The sequence below is a fragment of the Mucilaginibacter sp. cycad4 genome (genome assembly GCF_034263275.1).
In the GTDB taxonomy this organism is placed as follows: Bacteria; Bacteroidota; Bacteroidia; order Sphingobacteriales; family Sphingobacteriaceae; genus Mucilaginibacter.
The window spans coordinates 3,991,583-4,008,738 of sequence record NZ_CP139559.1 but is presented as its reverse complement, the minus strand read 5'-3'; the positions used below and the strand labels follow the sequence as shown (position 1 = coordinate 4,008,738).

11 protein-coding genes are annotated in these 17,156 nt (G+C 43.1%); 7 read left to right on the top strand and 4 right to left on the bottom strand.

What is annotated here, in order from left to right:
- Positions 1-3: 3 nt before the first annotated feature.
- The 4 genes from SNE26_RS16030 to SNE26_RS16015 form a co-directional block, all read right to left on the bottom strand.
- Positions 4-1,431 carry a protein phosphatase 2C domain-containing protein gene (locus SNE26_RS16030; RefSeq protein WP_321554949.1) on the bottom strand — a complete coding sequence of 476 codons (1,428 nt, stop codon included), beginning with the start codon at positions 1,429-1,431 and terminating at the stop codon, positions 4-6.
- A 90-nt stretch (positions 1,432-1,521) separates the two neighbouring features.
- Complete coding sequence (locus SNE26_RS16025) at positions 1,522-2,487, bottom strand: hypothetical protein (RefSeq protein WP_090531839.1); 966 nt, start codon at positions 2,485-2,487, stop codon at positions 1,522-1,524.
- An 18-nt stretch (positions 2,488-2,505) separates the two neighbouring features.
- Positions 2,506-3,933 carry a serine/threonine-protein kinase gene (locus tag SNE26_RS16020; RefSeq protein WP_321554948.1) on the bottom strand — a complete coding sequence of 476 codons (1,428 nt, stop codon included), beginning with the start codon at positions 3,931-3,933 and terminating at the stop codon, positions 2,506-2,508.
- A gap of 232 nt (positions 3,934-4,165) precedes the next feature.
- Positions 4,166-6,415: a family 20 glycosylhydrolase gene (locus tag SNE26_RS16015; protein WP_321554947.1), complete on the bottom strand. Its 2,250-nt coding sequence runs from the start codon at positions 6,413-6,415 to the stop codon at positions 4,166-4,168.
- A 654-nt stretch (positions 6,416-7,069) separates the two neighbouring features.
- Here SNE26_RS16015 and SNE26_RS16010 point away from each other — a divergent pair.
- The 7 genes from SNE26_RS16010 (at position 7,070) to SNE26_RS15980 (ending at position 17,115) form a co-directional block, all read left to right on the top strand.
- Entirely contained in the window at positions 7,070-8,005 is a 936-nt protein-coding gene (locus tag SNE26_RS16010) for a ring-cleaving dioxygenase (RefSeq protein WP_321554946.1), read from the top strand.
- 9 nt (positions 8,006-8,014) lie between these two features.
- The gene (locus tag SNE26_RS16005; RefSeq protein WP_321554945.1) at positions 8,015-8,638 is read left to right on the top strand and encodes a dienelactone hydrolase family protein; all 624 of its coding nucleotides are present in this window, start codon (positions 8,015-8,017) and stop codon (positions 8,636-8,638) included.
- Positions 8,639-8,915: 277 nt separating this feature from the next.
- Complete coding sequence (locus SNE26_RS16000) at positions 8,916-9,500, top strand: RNA polymerase sigma-70 factor (RefSeq protein WP_321554944.1); 585 nt, start codon at positions 8,916-8,918, stop codon at positions 9,498-9,500.
- A 136-nt stretch (positions 9,501-9,636) separates the two neighbouring features.
- Complete coding sequence (locus SNE26_RS15995) at positions 9,637-10,680, top strand: PDDEXK nuclease domain-containing protein (protein ID WP_321554943.1); 1,044 nt, start codon at positions 9,637-9,639, stop codon at positions 10,678-10,680.
- Positions 10,681-10,809: 129 nt separating this feature from the next.
- A complete protein-coding gene (locus SNE26_RS15990) occupies positions 10,810-11,970 on the top strand; it encodes a FecR family protein (protein WP_321554942.1) in 1,161 nt (386 codons plus the stop codon).
- Positions 11,971-12,240: 270 nt separating this feature from the next.
- A complete protein-coding gene (locus tag SNE26_RS15985; protein ID WP_321554941.1) occupies positions 12,241-15,564 on the top strand; it encodes a TonB-dependent receptor in 3,324 nt (1,107 codons plus the stop codon).
- Between the two features lie 57 nt (positions 15,565-15,621).
- Positions 15,622-17,115: a RagB/SusD family nutrient uptake outer membrane protein gene (locus tag SNE26_RS15980; protein ID WP_321554940.1), complete on the top strand. Its 1,494-nt coding sequence runs from the start codon at positions 15,622-15,624 to the stop codon at positions 17,113-17,115.
- The last annotated feature ends 41 nt before the right edge of the window (positions 17,116-17,156 follow it).

Genomic DNA, 17,156 nt, shown 5'->3' with positions numbered 1-17,156 from the left:
TTATTAGTGGGTAGCTTTAGTTGGGACAGAATCAGTTTTGAACATACTGCCAAACAACCTGCCCGAGATATATTTTTTATTAGGGAACATGTACGATGCCTGAACCGGCGTTAAGCAGTTATTGAACTGCACGTTTTTTAAAACAAGGGCATCGTTATGTGTTACGATAGCCGTGCCAAACCCATCAAAAGCAACACTATCTAATACCACATATTTACAGTTAGCAGCCAGCGCAATAGCCGGGCCCGCATAGGTGGAATCTTTCTTAAATACGATTGCGCCCTTTGTTTTAATATACAAGCTGTCCTTGTTGATATGCAGCGTATCGCTCAGCACAATAGGTTGTTGAAAATCAGCCGCCGAAAGTAACAGTGTATGGCCTTTTAATTTATTTATGGTATCCTGGAGCTTGAGTTCTGCCGCATTTTTTATATGCTGAACCACCAGCGTATCTGTTTTTTTAGGAATAGCAGCCTGATCGGCGTTCTTTTTAAACTGCCAGATAAATCCGCCCAAAAAAATAAAGCAAAGCAGGGTAAGTACAGCCACTGTGCCACCATTGCCCTTGGTTTTAACCACAGGCTCAGGCTCTTCCTGTATTTTTACCGGGGCAGGCGTAATTTCCGGTTGTTCGGCAGTTTTTACAGCAGCTATAGGTTTGGTTGCACTATGTTGTTTGCGCTCCTTATCGTTATGAACCAATACCACGGTCACATTATCTTTTCCGCCGCGGCTGTTGGCCGCATCAATCAGTTTTTTTCCTTTTTCGGGCAGGTTATCACTGCTGGTAAGGATACTGGTGATCTTGCTTTTGTCAACCAGGTCGGTTAAGCCGTCGCTGCAAATGAGCAGGATATCGCCCGGCAAAAAAGGCGAATTCCCGGTTTCCACAAAATCGGGATCCTGGCCTATTTGCCCTGCAAAGCCAAGGGCTTTGTTAATTTCGTTGCGTTTGGGGTGATCCATGGCCGCTTCCTCGGTCAGCCTGCCCGAATCTTCCAGGAAACCAACAAAAGAATGATCTTTCGAGATCTTGATCAGCGAATAATCGCGCAGCAGGTACAGGCGGGTGTCCCCAACGTGGGCATAATAAAATTTATTGTTGATCATATCAACCACGGCCAGCGTAAGTACACAGGCCATGTTTTCCAGATCTTTGTCCTGTACTTTTTGGTCGTAAATGCGCTGGTTGGCAATGGTGAACGTATTTACAAGCAGCGGCACAATATCGCCGGCTATATATTGCAATTGCTCCAGGATGGTGGCGCGGGCAATTTCGGCTGCTATTTCGCCGCCGGCATAACCGCCAACTCCATCAACCACACAGGCGATAATAAAATTACCATCACCAGATTTTTCGGCAATAAAAACGTCCTCGTTGTTTTGCCTTTGCCTACCGGTATCTGTTATCCCGAAAAAATTATTTGCCATGGTTTTAACTGGATTTTTTTATGTCGATAAAATGAGCTACCAATAACAGCACACATATTGCCAGCAGCCCTATTGATAATATCTGTGACATTATGGTTCGGGTTTAAATATGTTAATACCTACTATGCCATTGAGCAGGATCCTGGAGTTAAACGGCAACTCAACCCATTGCGGCGAGTTGACATCGCTCCCGGCTACTTCCAGTTCGTTGATCAGGGTACGTTCGCCAAAAGATGCCATGTAAAACTTACCATCGGCTTTGTTCAGCCTGATGCGCAGGTGAGGGGTGTTCACCCATTCAGACGGTACTTTAAACACAGCCTGCTCGTCCCTTTCCTCATCACTGCCTGATACAACAATATCATCATCCTTAATCAGGTACTCCACCTTGCGGCCAACAAACTGCTTATCGGGCATAATGGTTTCCAGTCGGGCCAGTACCTTTGTACCGGGTTTAACTACATCCTTTTCGTTATGCTGCAGGTCGTTAGCATAAGGCAATTCATAATAGCCCTCGCTGTAATAAGTAAAGCCTTTTAAAACTTCGTTACTGATATCAAGCGTTTGGGCGACACCCGTTTGGCGCGGAATGAAGGTAACCCGAAGGTTCTCTTCTTTTTTAGCGCTTGTGCCGGGCAGCAGTTTGCCTATAAAACCCTTATCGCCGCGTTTATAATCCGGGTGCGATACCAGCCTGAATACCCACTTTGAGCTTGAAGGCTCCACCTTTTTGCCTACTTCCTGGTGTTCGCGCAGCAGCTCATAGAATTTTTTTACCGATTCGTTAACGATAATGCCGAATAACCCGGAACGGTTGTTTACAAAGTCCTGGTAATCTTCCTCGTTAAAGCTGATGATGAATTCGTGATAAAAAACTATCCTGTCGGCAAATGAAAGCTGCTTGATCGACTCTTTGAATTTTTCGATGATATATAAATACACGTCATCAGGCGTGAGCGCTTTTATTTTTACGGCTTCCTCGTTTACTGGTTTCCCGTTTGGCAAAAACCAGTCCTGAAGGCCTATCCGTTTCCAAAATGTTGATTTAGGTTCCATTTCGTATTTGCTAAATCATTAAAAGTTTAAGTTAGAAGTATCCGCTTTTTTCACACTATCGCGATAAAATTGGGTATCTTCCTTTTGTTGTTTTGCACGTTGTATGTTACGCAATATCGAATCGGCAGTTGAGTCAACTTCCGGAGGGATATTGCTTTCGTCTTTGTAATCATTAGCCTTTGGCTGCTGTACAGAGTCTTTTTTTGCGGGCAGGATAACTTTATTACTTGCGGCTGAATCGGCCGGCTTTTTTGAGGGCTTAAACAACCTGTTAACCACGCCGTGATAAATACGTCCGCCAAACTTATCCATCACCACTGCCGAAAACACCGTAAAGCCACAAAGCAATATCATGAACAAAACAAATATTGGTTTTGACATACGTACGGCCTTGCTGTCAACAGGCTCGCTGCTAACTGCCTGTGCCGGTTGTTTGTTTTCGTTTTCCTGGTAATATAATACCAGTCCCTGCAGGCGTTCGTTTTCTTTTAGTAAAACATCGGTGTTCCATGATTCATCGGGATGTGTTGGGCTGATAGCGCCAATGCTGCCCTGCATCAAAGCTTCCTGCAATTCAATGCCGTTGGCATACCGGTTATTGATATCTTTTTGCAGGCATTTAGCTACAATCTGCAGCAGCCAGGCCGGAACCTGCATCTGCATTTCCTTTTTCTCGTCCGACCAGCTTTCGGGCAGGTTTTTACGGCGCAGCTCCATTACATCCGGAATTTCCGACTCCATATGGGCCAGCATCACAGCGTTGCGGGCCGTTTCGCCATTATCTTTTAGCGGGAAGGGCACTTGTCCGGCTATCAGTTCATACAGGATGATGCCATAGCTGTACACATCCGTTTGGAAATACATTAAGCCTTCATTTTGCTCGGGTGCCATAAATTCAATAGCACCTGCATGACGGATACTGGTACGGCGCTGATCATCAGACATTGCCGAAAGACCAAAATCGAGCAGCACGTAGTTTCCTGTATGTACATTGAATTTTACGTTGTTGCTCTTGATATCGCCATGCTTTACCGAAACCTTGTGGCAGTGCGATAAAGCGTTTGCCAGCTGATCGGCCAGTTTGATGATCTCTTTAATATTGAAGATAGCCTCATGGGGTGGTTTCAGCAGGTCTTCCAGATCGGGGCCATCAATATATTCCATTTCGATAAAAGGGAACGAACCGCTTTCGGTGATGCCCGAATTAAGGATCTTAACCACATTGGGGTTAGGCTCTTCGTTTACTTTTTTTAGTTTTTCAACCTCGTTTTGGAAGTTACGAAAATTTTTATCGTCGGTGCTTTCGGTGTGAATAGGAGTGGGCAGGAGTTTTACCGCTGTGATAATAGGCCCATAGCGGCGACCTTTATAAACAGAGCCCTGACCGCCCGTTCGTAAAGCCCCCATGTTTTCCAAACCTTCGGTAATAGTAAATACTTTGCTCATTGAGTTATACTTGGGGAATCAGTATTAGTGACAAATATTAAAAACTTTTTACTCAACATAACGCAGGCATTAGTGTTTGGTATAAAAATATAAAATTAAACCATGATTTGCCCGATTAAAGGATTGATAGGATGATCGGGCTATAACAATCAGAACAGAGATGCGCTTGATTAAAAGATTTTTGATGCCCTAATTATCCTAACAATCCTTAAATCAAGACAATCATGGTTCATCATTGTACCACTATCTCATCCACCATTAACCATGCCTTTGCTCCCGGAATATACTCGCCCGGAGGGATAATACCCTTGTTGGTTGCTTTTACCCTGATATATCTTGCCTGTTGTGTTTTGATGCTTGCCCTTACAGCGTTGATGCCGTTATCCGGGAAATCAGTTTGGCGGTAAACTTCGGTATAATTGCTTCCATCTGTTGATACCTCAAAGGTAAGCAATGTTGGTTCCCACATTTTTTGCCAGTGGTATTTTAGGATATTGATACCCAGTTTTGATATGTTTTGCACGCTTCCAAGGTCAACTACCGCTTCCAGATCATTTCCGGCGAAGCCGTACCATTGCCCATCATTATAAAGCTTGCTGCCGAAAACGCCGTTAACCAAACTAAAGGTATTGCCAGGATTGAAGCCGCCCTGGGGTTGGTTTTTAAGTGTTACCGTTTTGCCGATACCTTTATGTATGGTGAATGATTTTTCATAAACGCGGCCCTGCTGCTTGCCATTATTAAAAACAGCAGCTTTAACAACGCCTGATGACGTTACGGTGATTGCACCCGTATAAACGTTACTATTTAAACCCGGTGTACTGCCGTTATTTGTATAATGAATTTTACTGCCGGGTAATGTTGTTTGCAGACTTAACGCAACCTGGTGATCAGTTGTTTCTGTTACCGAATCAGTGATCTCATCAAATACATCGGCTGCATTTATATTTAGTTTTTTGAGCAAGGGCTGCTGGTACCGAAGACGTTTTAAAAAGTCAGGATAGCTTTTATTTTCCTTTGAACTCCAGGCAACTTCGGCCAAAGCCAGCATGCGCGGGAACAGTTGCCGCTCGGCCTCCGCCGGGTTGGCCATATATTCGCTCCATGCATTGGCTTGTACACCTTTAATATACTTTGCTTCCTCTCCACTCAATTCAGTGGTTATCGGCTCATAATTATAAACTTTACTTAATGGCGTGTAACCGCCGCCCGCTAATGGTTCGGCAGGGGAAAGGGATTGATAGTAATCGAGGTATACATACTTTTCGGGCGTCATGATGGCGTCATGGTGTTGTTTAGCGGCAGCTATACCACCTTCTTCCCCTGTCCAGCTCATTACAGTGGCACCGGGAGTTAAGCCGCCTTCCAGGATCTCATCCCAGCCTATGATCTGGCGGCCTTTACTGTTCAGGTATTTTTCCATGCGGCCGATGAAATAGCTTTGCAATTCCTTTTCATCCTTCAAATGCTCGTCCTTAATGCGCTGCTGGCATTTAGGGCAGGTTTTCCATTTGGTTTTAGGGCATTCGTCGCCACCAATGTGGATGTATTTTGAAGGGAACAGCGGCAACACCTCGTCCATCACATTTTGTAAAAAGGTAAAAGTTTCGTCGTTACCGGCACAATACACATCGTCAAAAATACCCCAATAGGTAGCTGTTTTATATGGCCCCCCGGTGCAACCCAGTTGAGGGTAAGCCGCCAGCGCCGCCAGCGCATGGCCCGGCATTTCAATTTCAGGGATTACTGTGATATGCCTTTGAGTGGCGTATTTTACGATATCTTTTACTTCATCCTGAGTGTAATAGCCACCATAGCGTATACCATCAAACCTGTGCGGACTATCTTTTTTGTGGCCGATGATCGTTTCATCGCGGTAAGCCGAGATGCTTTGCAGTAAAGGGTATTTTTTGATCTCGATGCGCCAGCCCTGGTCGTCGGTAAGGTGCCAGTGAAAGGTGTTGACTTTATAAAGCGCCAGCAGATCGATCCATTTTTTTATCGCTTCCGGCTTGAAAAAATGACGGCTTACATCTAAATGCATCCCGCGGTAAGCGAAGCGGGGGTAGTCGGTAATAGTGCAGAAAGGTACTGTGGCTTTTCCATTTTTAATTTTAAGCAATTGCAGCAATGATTGCAGCCCGTAAAACACACCAGCCTCATCATGTGCCTTGATTGTTATTCCCTTATTGGTAGCAGCTAATTGATATCCTTCAGATTCGCGGATACCTTTGGCATCAAGCAATAACCTGATATCATACAATGGGAGTGCCGATGTGCCTATTTTCAAATCCCGGCCAGTTAAAGAGCGGAAATAGCTTTTAAAAAATATAAGGTTATCTGTACTAATACCGTCGCCTACGCCTACGCTATATTCAAAAAAAACATAAGTTCCCGCGCCGTACTTAGCGTCTACCGGTTGCGGTATAACGCCAGTAGTTGTAATCTGCGCTCTGCCCGAAAAAGCAAAAACAACGCACATTAAAATTAATACTGCAATTTTTATGGATTTAGCCGGGAGTGGGAAATGACTGATCATCAAAGTAAATGTAAAGCCGAATATACTTTTTTTAGAGAAAGGCGAATAAAGAAATTGTTGTCTTCTCCGACAAACATGGACGCTATGAAAAATGAAGCGGATGCTTAGTTCTATCATGACAAGTAAAAAGTAGGGCGTACTGAGTAGGTAAAATTCAGGGACTTTTGAATGGGGAAAATGACATTTGCCCCTTTGTCATGCTGAGGTACGAAGCATCTTCTTCGCCCTGTATAGCTGCCATGCTTGTTGAAGAAGATCGTTCGTGCCTACCCATTACATGATTAAAATAGGGTCATGCTGAACTTGTTTCAGCACCCCACTCGCTAAGCCGCGTGCTAAGCAAAGCGGCTACTTGTCCTGTGAGATGCCGAAATAAATTCGGCATGACGACGTGGAGATGTCATTTTTACCTTCAGAATTCGCCGGATTTATACACTCAGACTGACAGGCCTTCTTAAATGAAAACCTTTGCCTTCTTAATAAAAAAATACCACCCCCGTTTTTCTTATCCTACATCAAGTGCCGCCGGCGATTTTGACCGTAATTTTGAATCATAATAACACAGCAAGTATTAAAATATTTAAAACAAGGAAAACAATGGAAAACACTATAAACGGTATTCACCACATCACTGCAATTGCAGGTAATGCCAAAAAAAACTATGATTTTTATACCCGTGTATTGGGCTTGAGGTTAGTTAAAAAAACTGTAAATTTTGATGATCCCGGTACCTATCATTTATATTATGGCGATGGAAATGGTACTCCCGGCTCCATCCTTACTTTCTTCCCCTGGGAAGGCATCACAGCAGGTCGCCGTGGCGCAAGGCAGGTAACCGAAATTGGTTATTCGGTACCTGAAGGCAGTTTGGATTTCTGGTTGAAAAGGTTTGAGGATAACAACGTGATCTACAACAAACCGGCCGAAAAATTTGGTGAGCAGTATCTTACTTTCCTTGATCCTGATGGATTGAAATTTGAGCTTATCGTTCCCAAAAAAGCCGATAACCGCACGCCATGGGAAACTGCCGAAGTAACCGCTGCCAATGCTACCAAAGGTTTTCACAGCATTACCATTACATCAAACAAAATTGAGGCTACTGCCAAAATATTAACCGGTGTATTAGGTTACCGCTTACTGGAGCAGCATGTTAACCGCTACAGGTTTATTACCGATGCTGTTGAAAATGCAGCTATAGTTGACCTGGTTGAAGTTCCCGGAGAAGTTGCCGGTCATGTGGCAGGTGGTTCTGTTCACCACGTTGCATTCCGTGTACCTAACGAAAAAGTATTGATGGAATACCGTGAAAAGATAGCCAGCCTTGGTTTGCATATCACCGATAAAATAGACAGGAACTATTTCTACTCGTTATACTTCCGCGAACCGGGTGGTGTTTTGTTTGAGATAGCAACTGATAACCCGGGCTTCGCGGTTGATGAGCCGGCCGAATTATTGGGCACTGGTTTAAAATTGCCTGCACAGTATGAAAACCTGCGCAGCGAGTTGGAAAAAACATTACCATCATTAGTTTAATCAAAATAGATGTACAGGCACACAAAACAGGTTGTTTCGGCGGGTGTTCCCGCCGAACAGGCCAAAAAAGCTATTATTATGCTGCATGGCCGCGGGGCATCGGCAAGTAGCATCATCTCGCTTAAAGATCATCTCGAATTAGATGGGTTCGCTATTGTTGCTCCACAAGCCAGTGAGCATAGCTGGTACCCATACAGTTTTATGGCACCGGTTGAGAATAACCAACCGGCACTTGGTTCGGCCCTTGAAGTAATTGGCGAACTGGTTGAGGACCTCAAACAAAAAGGATTAGCACAGGAAAATATTTATTTCCTCGGTTTTTCGCAGGGGGCATGTTTAACGCTTGAATATACAGGCCGCAATGCCGGCAGGTATGGAGGTATTATCGCTTTTACCGGCGGATTGATAGGAGAGGAATTGGTTAAAGAAAACTATAAAGGCGATTTTAATAATACCCCGGTACTGGTCACCACCGGCGATCCTGACCCGCACGTTCCGGTTAGCAGGGTTAATGACAGTGTTGAAATATTAAAAGAATTAAATGCGGGTGTAACCCTCAAAATATATAAAGGCCGCCAGCATACTATTTCCCATGAAGAAATTGTGTTGGCAAACGAGATACTGAAGAATTGATTGTTTTCAAAGTTGAGTGTTTAAGAGTGGAGAGCTGCCCGGAGGGGCGGCTCTTTTTTGTTGAATAGTATTTGATTAACCTGGTTGCATAAAAAATAAGTTATGACTATGTTCTTTGATAACCTCTGGGTTATTTTATATTAATATCCGGCAGGTTAAAATGATGGTTAAGTAATTCATAATTAGCAGATAAGCTTATTTTTACTTTTTAAATATATTAAATTAATATTTAAGTAATTTTAGCCTTTGTTTTCCCGACGAACTTAATTGGTAAACTATGCCCGATAAAATTGTGATGAGCGATATGCAGCTCATTGGCCGGTTAAAGGCTGATGATGAAGCGGCGCTTACCATGATTTACAGGAGATACTGGGCTTCGCTTTTTAAAGCGGCTTATAATATTTTAAAAGACAGGCAGGCATGCGAGGATATTATCCAGGAACTGTTTATCAAGCTTTGGGATTGCCGGGCCGAAGTGGAGATCACCATTTCGCTTAAAGCCTATCTGTATGCATCGGTACGTTACGGGGTTTACAGGCAAATCCGAACAGGTACCCCCGTAAGAAGCGAGATCTTTGACGATTTGATAGAGCGCCTGCACACTCCCGCTACCCATAACAGCATTGAGCATAAAGAGCTTTTGCTGCAAATAAACCAGGTAATTGATACCCTGCCCGAAAAATGCCGGGAGGTTTACAAGCTCAGCCGCGAAGAATGCCTTAGCCATAAGGAAATAGCGCTGCAATTAAATATCTCCACTAAAACTGTCGAAAATCATTTAACCAAAGCGCTCCGCCAGTTGCGCGGCTCGTTAGGCTCTGCTTTTATCCTGGAAGCGTTAATGTTTCTTTTAGATAAATAATCCCTTAATGATATTTTTGTCTGTTTGCTGTATAATTTGATGGAATTGCGAGATAAACAGCATCCAGTGTCAACATTTTTTTGCAAAATCATTTTATTGTGATCTTTCGTAATTTGGTAGCGCCAAATATAAAATAATGGAGCTGAGCAAATCTTTCCCTCTTTTTGAGAATATTAAAAGTGTGATCGCTGATACACAGCTTGCAGTAGTGCGCAATATTAACCAAGCTATGGTTATTGCTTATTTTCAAATAGGTAGGATGATTGTAGAGGATGAGCAACAAGGAAAGCAACGCGCCGATTATGCTAAAGAAACCCTTTTGCGTTTAAGCATAGCTTTAAATGATGAGTTCGGCAGAGGCTATTCAGTGTCTAATCTGGAATATATGCGAAGTTTTTACGTAACTTATAGAAACCGGATTTCCCAATCGGCGACTGGGGAAAATAACAGTGATGAGAATTCCCAATCACCGATTGGGAATTTAGAAAAATCGTTTCGTTTAAGCTGGACACATTATATCCAGTTACTAAAAATCAAAAATGAAAGTGAACGTAGTTTTTATGAGATCGAAGCTGCTGTAAACAACTGGTCTGTAAAAGAGCTGCAACGCCAGTATGGTTCAGCCTTATTCGAAAGGCTGGCCTTAAGCAGAGATAAACAAGGGGTGAAAGAATTAGCTGAAAAAGGCCAACTAATTGAAAGGCCCGCCGATGCGCTAAAAAGTCATTACGTTTTAGAATTTTTAGGCCTGAAGGAAGATAGTCAATATTCTGAAAGTGATCTGGAAACTGCTATCATCGATAAGCTGGAACATTTTATGCTGGAACTGGGCAAAGGTTTTCTGTTTGAAGGAAGACAACGACGGTTTACCTTCGAGGGAGATAGCTTCTTTGTGGATCTTGTATTTTACAATAGATTGCTTCGTTGTTTTGTGCTTTTAGACCTGAAAATAGGGAAATTAACACACCAAGATATTGGACAAATGCAAATGTATGTTAATTATTACGACAGGAAAATAAAGACAAAGGAAGAAAATCCTACCATAGGAGTCATTCTTTGCAAGGAAGGTAACCAGACCGTTGTGGAATTTACTTTGCCTGAAGATAATCAACAAATATTTTCTAAAGAGTATAAAGCTGTTTTGCCAAGTAAAGAGGCGCTGAAAAAGCAACTTGAATAATGTCTTAGTCGACAGAAAAAAAAGCACCTTTAACAGCCTCTTCTCTTCTCGAAAAAAATATTTTAATTTTTTTCATTTCGGCGTAGGGGATACCCCTGTTTTTTTACTCTCCCTCACAAAACCACATTTGTGCAAACGCAGGAATTTTTACAACTGATAGATAAATACCTGGCCGGGCAGGCAACTGCCGCGGACAAGGAGCAGTTGTTGAATTTTTTTGAAAGTTTTCAGGGTGATACCGACGAATGGGACGAAAAAGTGCTTGGTGTAAAGCAGGAACTTGAAGACCGTATGTTAAATAATATCAGGCAGGCGATAGCCGAACCTGCATTTAACACACAGTCCCAGGTTATAAAGCTGCACTTTTTCAGAAATGTGGCCGCGGCAGCTATTGTATTGCTGTTATCAGGTACTGCTGTTTATCATTGGTATAATAAACACGGGCAGCAAAAACTGTCGGCTCAAAACAAAGCAATTGTAAAACATGATGTTGAGCCCGGCGATAACAGGGCTGTTTTAACCCTTGCCAATGGCTCCAAACTGATACTGGACTCGGCTAAGATCGGCTTGCTGAATCAATCGGGTAACATCAGCATTAATAAAACGCAGGATGGACAGGTGGTTTACACCGCAGATAACGACCAACAGCAAAATGACCCTGCAGTCTATAATATCATTAGCACGCCCAGGGGCGGTCAGTACCAGGTAGTGCTTCCGGATGGTTCAAAAGTTTGGCTTAATTCTGCCTCGTCCCTGAAATTTCCTACGGTATTTACGGGTACCGAACGTAATGTTGAACTCACCGGCGAAGGATATTTTGAGGTAGCTAAAAATAAGGCGAAGCCTTTTAATGTGAAGGTTAAAGATATTGAAATAGCTGTACTGGGTACACATTTTAATATTATGGCCTATAATGATGAGGCCACTGTTAAAACCACCCTTCTTGAAGGATCGGTGAAATTAACACAGGGTAATACAAGCAATTTACTAAAGCCCGGTCAGCAGGGTATTATAAATAATAAAAGCATTAAAATTATTGATGTTGATACCGACGAAGCGGTAGCCTGGAAAAATGGCTTCTTTGACTTTGAGCGGGCAAACATACAGGATATTATGAAGCAGCTTTCGAGATGGTATGGTACCGAAGTAATATACGAAGGTAAAATACCTGATGATGAGTTTGTAGGTAAGATCAGCAGGGATGTAAAACTATCGCAGGTGTTGCACATCCTTGAATTAAGCCACGTGCGTTTTAGGATTGAGAACAAAAAAATAATTGTTACGCCTTAAATACCGGCAACTGATTTTTAACCGCTAACCCCAAACTATGAAGAAACACTGACGATAATAATCTCAAAATATTCCAACCTAAGCTCCCCTTATCTAAAATGAAAGAAAAGCCGGAAGCGCTGCAACGCTTCCGGCATAATGAATTGGATCAAGCTTTCCTGAGTTTTCAATAACAGATTTTTTTAACCCAAACATCACGAAGTTATGCATTTAAACTTTACTGGTAAAGTATTTAGTGCCTTTGGTACACATTCAAAACTGTTTTTGACGATGAGATTAACCGTCTTATTACTAACTATCGGCTGCCTGCAGCTCAGTGCTAAAAGTTTTTCACAATCCATAACCCTGAATGCGAGGGGGATAGCACTTGATAAAGCTTTTAAAGCAATTGAAAAACAAAGCGGCTATTATTTTTTTTACAGGTATAAGGATATTTCAAAAACCAAACCGGTTAATCTTTCATTAACTAACGCTTCATTACAGGAAGCGTTGCAGCAATGCTTTAAGGATGAGGCTTTAACATATGTTATTGATGATAAAAATATCATTGTAAATAAAAAGAAAACTCCCGATGCAAGCACTGCCCAGGCACCCATAACTATAAGCGGTATTGTGGTAGATGATAAAAATCAACCGTTACCCGGTGTTAATGTTAAAGTAAAAGGTACCAACGTTGGTGCCATAACCGGGGTAGACGGCAAGTATACCCTGAGTGCCGAAGAGAATGCAGTGTTAGTATTTACATTCATAGGTTTCCAAACCAAAGAAGAGCCGGTAAATAAGCGGACAACTATTAATGTTGTTTTGACTGAGGATAACAAGGAATTAAAAGAGGTAGTTGTTGTAGGTTACGGCAACCAGGAGCGTAAGGATGTAACGGGCGCTGTGGGTTCGGTAAAAATGGGCAACATCAAAGAGATCAAGACGGCAAGTCTTGATTTGAAACTGGCCGGCCAGCTTGCGGGCGTAACTGTAAACCAGGTAACCGGTACTCCGGGCGGGGGCGTTTCTGTAAACATACGCGGTGCCGGTTCGGTGGGTGCCGGTGATGATCCGCTATATGTAATTGATGGATTTCCCATTTCTCCGGGATTTGATCAATATCAAAACCCTTTAAGCACGATCAATCCGGATGACATAGAAAATATAAGTGTATTGAAGGACGCTGCATCTACAGCTATTTACGGGTCCCGCGGGTCAAACGGCGTAATCCTCATTACTACAAGAAGAGCAAAAAAAGGAGAATCATCGGTTACGGTAAATACATCTACCGGGGTTCAGAGCATACTGTCACAAAGTAAGCTTAAAATGATGACAGCTGCGCAATTTGCGCAGTGGCGTAAGGAAGCTATCCAGGATGCCAATGCTGTTAACGGAACAAACAACCCGATCCCCGTTGAGTATCAAAATCCGGCAGCTTTAGGCAAGGGAACGGATTGGTTTGACGCAGTAACAAGGGTAGCGCCGATACAGAATTATGACGTAACGGTTTCTAACGGTACTGAAAAAGCGCGCTCCTTGTTTTCGATGGGGTATTTTGACCAACGCGGAACCGTGCTTAACACCGGGTTTCAGCGCTATTCTTTAAAGGGAACAATGGATGCTGATGTGGCGAAAAATGTTACAGTTGGTTTAAGTATAGCACCTACGTACAGCTTGCGTAACCTGCAGCAAACAGACGGGCATTTTCTTTCGGCAGCATTAAGCCAGGCTTATCTTGAAAGCCCGCTTACCCCCGTAAAGCAACCCGATGGCTCGTACACCAATGTGGTAGGATCGCCCGGTACCTTCCAGAATGTGAACCCGGTAAGCGCGCTGGTAAACACTACTAATAAGTATAAACAATTTCGCACACTGGCTAATGCTTATGCAGAGTGGAAAGTGATTGACGGCCTTACTTTGAAATCGACCTTCGGTATTGATTATCAAAGTGGTAACGGCGATTATTTTCGTCCATCGTTCCTTGGAGGGTTTAACGCACCTAACCGGGACGGAAAACAGGTAAAGGCAGTTGGGTCGTTTAATTCATCAAACACTTTTAACTGGCTTAGTGAAAATTCGGCCACCTATAAAAAAACGTGGGGCAATCATACATTGACTGTTTTAGGTGATTATTCGATCCAGCAGGAAACAAACCGGTACCGCTTAACATATGGTACCGATTTTCCTGACGACGCAATCCAATCCTTAAGTTCGGCAACAACTATAACAACAAACGCTATTGATGAAGAATGGAGATTACTATCCGTAATAGGAAGGGTCAATTACGCTTATAAAGATAAATACCTGCTGAGTGCCTCTATCAGGCGCGATGGTTCATCAAGATTTGCACCCGGGCACAGATGGGGTACATTTCCTTCGGTGTCGGGCGGATGGCGTATCTCGGATGAGGCGTTTTTTCCTAAAACATCGTTTATCGACCAGGTTAAGTTTTCGGGCAGTTACGGCCATGCCGGTAATAACAACGTAGCAAGTTATATGTGGGTATCGCAGGTTGACGATACTAACTATACATTTGGCGGCGCACTCTCGCCGGGCAAATCGCTAACAGATCTTGGCAACCAGGAACTTGGCTGGGAAACCACTAAACAGTTTGATCTGGGTATCGATATTTCATTGTTAAAAGGCCGTGTTTATTTAATTGCCGAGTATTATAACCGGTTTACCGAAAGAATGCTGCAATATATTCAGGTACCGATTGTTTCCGGTTATAGCGGCGCTTTAACAAACGTAGGTAATGTGCGTAACAGGGGCTGGGAGTTTACCTTAACCACAAAAAATATAGTTAGCAAGGATTTTAAATGGAGCACCGATATGAATATCTCGTTCAATCGTAACAAAGTAATTAGTTTGGGCTCAACACCTCAAATATATGATGCGCCGGTTAACGATAACCCAACCAGCATTACCAAAGCAGGCTTGCCATTAGGTCAGTTTTACGGTTATATATTTGAAGGTATATTTCAAAGCCAGGCCGAACTTGACAAGTACCCGCATTTTGATGGAGAACAGGTGGGTAATATCAGGTACAAAGATGTTAACAATGATGGCGTAATTGACGGGCAGGACCAGGTACCTGTCGGTAACCCATGGCCTAAGTTTACTTTCGGTTTTAACAACCATTTATCGTACAAAGGTTTTGATATGAACATCATCTCGGCCGGCTCGGTTGGGGGGCATGTGTTTGATATGTATAAGCAATTTACTACCAACCTCGACGGGGTATTTAATGTTGAGCAATCGGTAATGCAACGCTGGCGTTCGCCTCAGCAGCCTGGAGCGGGCATATTGCCAACAACGGTGTCAAATACTAACCTTGCCCGTGATTATTACCCTTCATACTGGGTTGAAAGTAACTCATATCTGATGGTTAAGAACATCGATCTTGGGTATAATTTCAAAACAAAGTTCAGTAAAAATTTCAGGGTTTATTTCAGTGCACAAAATGCTATCCTGATAACAGGATACAGGGGAGGAAGTCCGGAAGTAGGCATTGAGGGGCAGGACGGCAACCGGTCGCTTTCGCCAAATGTAAACTTTACAGGTTACCCGGTTTCGGCTGTTTATACATTGGGTTGTAACGTGACATTTTAATGTATAAGAGCTTTAAACGGATCAATTGATAAGTTCAAACTTTAACAACTGAAAAGCATGAAAAAAAATATATACCTTTTTATTTTCCTTGGCATGGCTGTATTAAACAGCTGCAAAAAGGATTACCTGAGCCTGCAGCCCACCGGTACTCAAAATGGTATCAACTTTTTTAAAACCAAAGCCCAGTTCATTCAGGCTACTAATGGTGCTTATGCTCCGCTCCAGGGCATGTACAATGGCTCATTTTGGGCCATGGCCGAAATGAGGTCTGATAATACATCATATGAATATGACCCTTATGATCGTTCCGGTACGGGTAAAGAAGAAATAGATGAATTCAGGGAGTTAAATAACAACGATATTGTAGAGTCTTATTTTAATGCTTGCTATATAGGTATCGGCCGCTGTAATGTTATTCTTGAGCGTTTACCCGCAGCTAAGCTTGATGCCGGCGTTGCCGATACTATTGCCGGGCAGGCATCGTTTTTACGTGCCTTTAATTATTTTAATATCGTGCGCATGTTTGGCGATGCCCCTTTGGTACTTACAGAAGCGCAATCTGTAGGTGATGCTTTTAAAGTTGCTACTAAAAGTCCGGTTGCCAATATCTACACCCAGATAATAGCCGATGCGCAAACCGCCATTGCCAAGCTGCCGGTTAAATATACAGCAGGTGCCGATAAGGGACGTGTAACCAAAGGCACGGCCGAAACTCTGCTGGCCGAGGTGTATATGACCCAAAAGAAATTTGACCTGGCCATCCCGCTGTTGCGTACAATTATCGCGTCGGGTGTTTATAGCCTGAATGCCGATTATGCCGATAACTTCGATATCCATAAAGAAAATGGTCCCGAGTCTATTTTTGAGATCCAATACATAGAAGGCCCTAATGGTTTAGGCAGCGATTTCGTAGATACCTTTATCCCCTGGGATTATTACGATACCGATATAACCGGACATGAAATAAATAACGGTGCACAAAACGGTTGGAATATCCCTACCCAGGACCTTGTAAATGCGTACGAAGAAGGCGATAAAAGGAAGGATGCTTCGTTAACCGATTTTACATCAGATGAGTACGGCATCGATCTGCCTTTCATCAAAAAGTACCAGAGTATAGGTGCAGTGCAGGGAATTACCGGCAACAACTTTCCGGTGTACCGTTATGCAGATGTTTACCTGATGCTTGCCGAATGTTTAAACGAACAAGGTTTTGCAGGCGGTGGCGATGCCTTTAAATACCTTAACCTGGTTAGGCAGCGCGCCGGGCTTGAGCCTAAATCAATGGGAAATGCTAATTCCGATTTAAATGTTACCAGCCAGGAAGGGTTTCGCGCCGCTGTAGCCCATGAACGCCAGGTTGAATTTGCCTTTGAAAACCACCGCTGGTTTGACCTCTTGCGTACGGGCAAGGCAGCAGAGGTGATGAAAGCCCATGCGGCCAGCGAAAGGGCTTATAAAAATGATTCATGGCAAATTAGCCCGGCAGCATACAGCAATATCCGCCTGCTGTTCCAGTATCCTTTAAGTGAAGGAAACCTCGAACATTAATAATGTTACATGGCCCGCGTGAAACTTTTACCGGGCCATAT